The sequence below is a fragment of the Paenibacillus sp. OT2-17 genome, from assembly GCF_009827695.1.
GTDB lineage: Bacteria > Bacillota > Bacilli > Paenibacillales > Paenibacillaceae > Paenibacillus > Paenibacillus polymyxa_B.
This window is the reverse complement of the sequence record NZ_WUDQ01000187.1, coordinates 1-6,502: the sequence shown is the minus strand read 5'-3', so window position 1 is coordinate 6,502 and position 6,502 is coordinate 1. Positions and strand designations below refer to the sequence as shown.

The 6,502-nt window shown below is 46.9% G+C and carries 5 protein-coding genes; 1 reads left to right on the top strand and 4 read right to left on the bottom strand.

From position 1 onward, the window contains the following. Positions 1-320: 320 nt before the first annotated feature. The 4 genes from GRP75_RS16830 to GRP75_RS16815 all read right to left on the bottom strand — a co-directional run bounded on the left by GRP75_RS16830 (position 321) and on the right by GRP75_RS16815 (position 5,921). Positions 321-1,439, bottom strand: a complete 1,119-nt coding sequence (locus GRP75_RS16830) for an LLM class flavin-dependent oxidoreductase (RefSeq protein WP_160789858.1) — start codon at positions 1,437-1,439, stop codon at positions 321-323. A 57-nt stretch (positions 1,440-1,496) separates the two neighbouring features. Continuing rightward, positions 1,497-2,045 carry a GNAT family N-acetyltransferase gene (locus GRP75_RS16825; protein WP_023988541.1) on the bottom strand — a complete coding sequence of 183 codons (549 nt, stop codon included), beginning with the start codon at positions 2,043-2,045 and terminating at the stop codon, positions 1,497-1,499. A gap of 289 nt (positions 2,046-2,334) precedes the next feature. Then, positions 2,335-2,838 (bottom strand): ferritin, encoded by a 504-nt coding sequence (locus GRP75_RS16820; protein ID WP_013310291.1) that lies wholly within the window; start codon positions 2,836-2,838, stop codon positions 2,335-2,337. Positions 2,839-2,972: 134 nt separating this feature from the next. After that, a complete protein-coding gene (locus GRP75_RS16815; RefSeq protein WP_202404179.1) occupies positions 2,973-5,921 on the bottom strand; it encodes a glycoside hydrolase family 48 protein in 2,949 nt (982 codons plus the stop codon). Positions 5,922-6,237: 316 nt separating this feature from the next. Between GRP75_RS16815 and GRP75_RS16810 the strand changes: the two genes are divergently transcribed. Continuing rightward, a partial coding sequence (locus tag GRP75_RS16810; RefSeq protein WP_160789856.1) for a DUF423 domain-containing protein occupies positions 6,238-6,502 on the top strand: 265 nt, incomplete at its 3' end.

Genomic DNA, 6,502 nt, shown 5'->3' with positions numbered 1-6,502 from the left:
CACCACTAATAGGATGAATAGCTGGATCGCTAACCCAGTGAAGTCGATATAAATCCTCGGCTGTTATACAGCGCTTGGTCGTGCTAGATTGCGAGTCGCTCAAAAAAAATTCCTCCTTTATATCATCAGATTCCACATCTTTAAATTTTAATTAATCCGATTAATTTTATATAATTTTAATAAATACACAATTACGTTACTCTTTTTATTTATCTCTGTCAATTTGTCTAAAACTAAAAAGACCCTCTCTCAGTTGCTATCGACCCGAAAACACCGCTACTTCGGATACTTTCATGAGAGAGGGTAGTATTATTCATCAATCACAACTGAAAAATAGGAGAAATGGAGGTAGCCCCATTAGGAATAGCAGCCAGTGATCCATTTTCTTTGTGTAGGTTCGGCACCTGCTGCCAAATAGTGCTGGGAATCTCTCGCCGCAGCACAGGAATGATATCCTCGGCAAACCGATGCAGCTGTTCAAGCTGCTCCTGCTCTCCCAGCCCATCCACGCTTATGCTAAGTACCTGATGGCCGAACGCAGTATAATAGTTCCGTATTTTTTCGAGAACGCTGTCCGCAGAACCAATCAGAACTGGACCGTTGCGGATGTTATCTTCCAAACTTGTAAACGGGGATTGATTATGCTGAGCCGCCGCCGTCGAGTGGTAAGCATCATAATACGGGCGATAGCGTCTGATCGCTTCCTCGTCTGTATCCGCCAGATACAAGCTCCCGGCTCCGGCACCAATTACAGCCTGAGCCGGGTCATGACCGTAATAAGCCAGCCGTTCACGGTAATGATCAATTAAGCCTTTATACTTGGCCTGAGGATGGAAAGAATTTGAGGAAAATAACGGCTCTCCATATTGTGCAGCCAGCTCCGTCGATAATGTACTGGAGGCACTTCCATGCCATATCGGAATTTGCTGTTGATACGGGCGTGGCTGTGTCGTGACCTGATACAGCGGGGGCCGATAGTTGCCCTTCCACGTAACCTCTTCCTCGCTCCATAGCCGTTTGAGCAGACGATAGCGTTCTGCTAACGATTCCCACTGCTCTTCCTCCGTAATTCCAAACAACGGATAATGGCGTGGATCATTGCCTTTTCCGATAATCAGTTCTAATCTTCCGCCCGATAAATGATCCAATGTCGCATAATCCTCAGCTACGCGTACCGGGTCAAGAATACTAAGCACCGTTACCATCGTCAGCAGACGAATCCGTTCAGTTCTCGCTGCTATAGCGGTCAGAACGAGTGGAGGTGAAGACGACAAAAAAGGCGCACCATGCCGCTCCCCCACACCATACGCATCAAAACCAAGCTCCTCTGCGAGCACAGCCTGCTTAATTACATTTTGGAATTTTTGCTGCGAACTCCAGGCTTCTCCGGTAATCGCATTAGGCAGATTAGCCATTAGGCTGAACAATACAAACTTCATTCGCTCCTGCCCCCCTTCTGCGAACGAATCGGCTTCGTCCGTTCCCTATGGTCGCGTCTAATTTCGGTTAGCTGTCTCAGCTTCATTTTTTTCACGAATGTAGGTGGAGAATAATTCAGGATTCACCACTTTACGCAGTAAATGCATCGTCCCGTCCCCTGTCCCATGGTCAAAAGCATGGATACGTTCATACCCCCAACGCTCATACATGGATAGCAAATAGGGATGCTTTTCCGCAGTCGCCAGTGTCACAGCAGGAGCACCGACCTTGTCACGAATAATCGTTTGCTCTACCCAATTCAGCAGTTTTTTCCCATATCCTTTGCCCTGGGCAGCCGGGTCTACAGCAAACCACATCACAAACGGTAGATCGGTTATAAAATTAAGGGCTCTATTTTTGAGATGGCTAACGGTAGCCTGAATGACACCGTCTACTTCCAGCACATAGCAATCATTATTTTTAATGTTTTCTTGAATGAGAGCAACATCTGCCTGAGCGGCAGGCCATCGAAGCTCCAACTGCCGAATTGTTTCATACGCCTCATACGTCACATACTGCAATCTTTCTGCATCCTCTTGGAGTGCCAGACGATAGATTTCACTCATACTAACCCGCCTCCCTATAGTGTTATTATAATGCTCGTGAATCACCAAAATAATTAATCCTATCTACTTAATGAGATATAAAAGTTAACATAACTGTAGCATGCTCACCATCCAGCGACAAATTAATTTTTTCTATAACTCCATTTAAAATAACAATAGCCCCTAGAAAGATGGGAATTCGTTAATTAAAGTCAACGCAAAAAAGCCCGAAAATCGGGCTTTTTTACTTTCTAGACGAATAAAATGCTGGCCATATCTCCGGCATTCAAAACACACCATGTATGCTGTATTACTCCGCAGGGGCAGTAAAGCTGCGTTTGGCAAACTCGCTGTCCAGCATATAAAAGGCGTTGCTGTCTCTTTCAATGCGCTTAAGCTTCTGGATAACACTGTCGAACAGAGCTTCCTCTTCGACTTGCTCATCAATAAACCATTTCAGGAAATGGATCGTTGCATGCTCGCGTCCATCGAGGGCCAAGTCAGCCAGATGATAAAATTTTTGCGTGTTTTGCTGCTCATGCTTGTAGCCATGCTCAAATACGTCCAGCATGGAATCGTAGCTGTTTTTTGGCTCCGGCAATGCAGCCAATGTGGCGCGTCCTCTACGGTCATTAATGTATTTATACAGTTTCATGGCATGAAACCGTTCCTCCTCAGCTTGTACCAGGAAGAAGTTTGCAAACCCATCCAGACTTTCACTGGAGCAATAAGCAGCCATCGCCAGATATACGTGAGCGGAGTAAAATTCAAAGTTCATTTGCTCATTCAGAGCCTGTGCCAAATTGTCATTCATGTCTCAGGTCACCTCGGTCATGTATGTAATAATGTAACGATCATAGTGTACCACGAATCCGATCACAAAAAAACGGACGGAAGTGAATTAAATGATCTCACATTCCGCCCGTAATCTCTACAATTAGTTTACAATCAAGGCTCCAGACCCCAGACACGTTTGTCATTTATATACAATGGTGCTTTGCCCCAATCCGTATAAGATGTCTTGGTTGGATCATAGGAAAAATCATCACTTTCGTTATAGTTGCTCCAGTCCGTCTTGTTCATGCGAATCTGAATGTCCCCTGTGTTTTCCCCTGCTGCCAGACTTCCCGCACCAGCTCCAAAGGAGATTTCCAGATAATAATCTGCGCCTGTAACGGCCTTATCCAGTTTCACAAAACGTCCCTGAACGTTACTACTGCCCAACTGTGCATAGTCACAATGGAATTCCTGTGACTTGTCGCCATCTACGGTGTAGTAGTATCGCAGCTTGACATTTTTCAGATCAACTGCCTCTTTACCCTTGTTTACAACACGGAACAGTGGCCGAATCTGGTTATCTCCCGGGTTGGTGTCGCCCACGCGGTATTGGGCAATCACATCTCCCGTTGCTGGAATGGGTGCTGCCGTAGGCTTGGCACTGACCTCGGCAGAATCCGGGCTGGTTCCTAAAGAATTTGTTGCACTTGCCACATAATAATAAGTGGTTTCATTCACCACTCCTGTATCCTTGTAAGTGCTGTCTGTTACTATTGCTACTGTAGTATATGGGCCACCACTGGTTGTGGAGCGCTTGACCGTATAGCTATCGGCACCCGTCGCTTTGCTCCAGGTCAGTGTAACCTGAGCATCCCCTGCGTTTGCCTTCACATTTGCCGGAGCTTTGGGAGCTGTAGGCTCGGTTGGTCCACTACCGTTAATGAGACGGTCATACTCGGCATAAGCCGTTGCCATATCAACTTGGGACAAGAAACGGTGATACGTAAATTCTGGAGCGCCTTTATCCCATTTTTTGGTCTGCTTGTTCCATGAAGTCGTGTATTTATCTTTAAGATAGGACCATTGCGGATCTTTGGTGATATTAGGGCGGATATCGCTGTAGCTGGAATACGTACCATTACCACCTTTAGACGGATCAGACGGTGTAGCGTCGGTACCAGGGATCGTGTTGCCTTGCCCAGTCTTACCACTCCAGCCGCTCGGGATATACACTTCTTTGGTAAAATAACGATAATAATCTTCGCGCGCTTCCTTCGTTGTAATGCCTATACCATCGTTATAACCCCATGCAGCATCAAGCAAAGCTTTAGACAGATCCTTAGCTTCCTTGCCTAACTCGGAATAGTCTCCTTTTTCAGCTTTCGTTCCAGCAGCAAAGAAAGTAAGTGCTTTAACATAGCTGCCCAGCACTCCGGCATCCTGCCCCGGATTCTTTGTTACCACATGGAGATTGGTATTCCCTTTATGATTGGCAAATCCGCTCCAGGTTTCAGGCTTTCCGCTCCATTCCAGATTGCTCGGCAGCCAGAACTCACCTTTAGCCGCTGTAGTAGCTACTTTCGGATTCTTACCACCTAGAATACGCTTACCTTGAGCGTCCAAATAGTATCCCTGCGCATCACTCACAGGCCGTTCGTTGGCAAATACATAGCTCTTGGACCACGCTATCCAGTTTTCCGTCACTTGTTTAGCCATTTTAAACTGCTCGGACGAAGTATCCCCTTTCTTGGCTAAAATGTAGTACAGCTCGGCAACTCGCTCGACAGGCCAAGCCTGCATCCCGAACCAGTTGTTCGAGGGTGGATCGTTATATACAGGAGCCCCTGTATAAGCCATGCCATAAAAGGTACTTGTGCCAGATGGATAAGCCTTGTAGGCACCATCCCAGCTATTCGTCGCTCCGCCTGCAATGGCCCCCTCATCGGATTGCAGCCAAGTATAAAACTCCAGTTGGCGCTTCAGCGAGGTCGCCCAGTCCTGTCCCGCCGTTGGTGAATTCGGTATTAATCCACCATCTTGATCGGACAACGCATACGCTGCGACGACATTTTGGTAGCCCTGATGTGCATGGCTGGCACCAATACGCCAAGCCCAGTTGCCGCTTTGGCCAAGTCCGCCGCCCCAGGCTGTATACCATGCCATCAGATAAAGACTGGCATCCTTGCCCGTACCAGCAATTGGAGTTCCATTGGAAGCGCTTCCGGTTTTCTGGAAGTATTTATCGTACATGCCGTACCGCAAAAAGTCTCCCATCTTTTTGGCTTTATCCAAATATACGGAGTTGTCATATCCCAATTCCTTAGCCCAGTACATCGCTTGAACTGCCCGTGCATCTGCATCGGTGGCATTCGTGTAACGCCATTGCTGTGCCGGGGCATTATTTTCCTTGGTAAACAAGCTCATAAAGCCTTCATTAGGCTTGCCAAACTTTTGATTGTCTTGCGATGGATGTGGTACAGCCTCCCAGACCGATTCCTGTTCCCCGCGCTGGAAGGTGTTTACATAGGCTGCTGTATGCGACGGATTCAGAAGATTTCCGAAGCCGTACCAATTATCCACGTCCAACAACCAGTGCATCAGATAAGTCTGGTTGTTGCCATAGGTTGCCTTCAGCTCAGAGTCCAGTGGATCCTTGCCACCACCATACTGTCCACTCAGACGGCTTGGGTATTGATCCGGCTGTGAGTATTCTGCGGCATAGGTGGCGGGGCTGTTCGGGTTGTAGTTACTCATTGTCGGCTGCTCTTCCTTACCGTCGCCTTCATTAACAGGAATGATATATTTCTCCATGTTGTCCCATGCGGATTCCAAATGCCCCCAATCCCCGGTATAATGACCATACAGCACTTCCAGCCACATCCAGTAGCTGTACGCTTCCGAAGTCGTTAAGTGTCCGTAATCTGGAGCCTCGCTCATAAGCGTTTCAACGGAATGATAAGGGATGCCTTCTTTTGAAAAGTATCCGCTAGCCGGATCCTTCAGCTGTTTATACAATTGTAAAAAGCGTGTCGTTTCCGGTGTTGCGGCTGATGCACGGTCGGGTCCTGCCTGAAATAAGCCCAAGGTTAACGGAAGTACCAAAATGGCTGACATGACCATAGAGACAGATTTCCTGAACACTGATTTTCTGCTGATCACTTTTGCATTCATCCTCTCCATTATCAATTTTGGCTTTACACAAGATTTTATTCCGAAAAACGACAGCACAAAAAGACAGCATCATCACCTCACTTTCCCATAAAAAAGGTGGAGGACACGCTGTCTATTGCTCCAAATGCTTCGCATTGGCCCTGGAAAAAATATACCACACTAGGCGCCAAATGAGAGTCGAAAAATTCTATAAGTTTAGAGATTCACAAGGAAAATTGACGAAATCGATTGGAATCGGTACTATTTCACAGGGAGGCGTTAAAACATGAAAATTTTGCTATTGCTTGGTTGTATCGTGATGTTTTTAGCCGTAGCTCTGGGAGCGTTCGGCGCACACGCATTGAAAAAGAGACTTTCCGTAGACATGATGAGCATATTCCAGACAGGAATTCAATATCAAATCGCTCACGGACTGGGTTTGCTGCTGCTTGGAGTTCTTGCTGACAGCCTTGTCCATTCTTCTCTCATCGTTACCGCAGGCTGGGTTATGCTGGTGGGTATTCTCCTGTTCTCCGGCAGTCTGTATGCCC

Bases quoted from the DNA above. Each gene is read 5' to 3' on its own strand.
- GRP75_RS16830 (WP_160789858.1), bottom strand. From the start codon at position 1,439: ATGAAGTTTGTATTGTTCAGCCTAATGGCTAATCTGCCTAATGCGATT.
- GRP75_RS16825 (WP_023988541.1), bottom strand. From the start codon at position 2,045: ATGAGTGAAATCTATCGTCTGGCACTCCAAGAGGATGCAGAAAGATTG.
- GRP75_RS16820 (WP_013310291.1), bottom strand. From the start codon at position 2,838: ATGAATGACAATTTGGCACAGGCTCTGAATGAGCAAATGAACTTTGAA.
- GRP75_RS16815 (WP_202404179.1), bottom strand. From the start codon at position 5,921: ATGGTCATGTCAGCCATTTTGGTACTTCCGTTAACCTTGGGCTTATTT.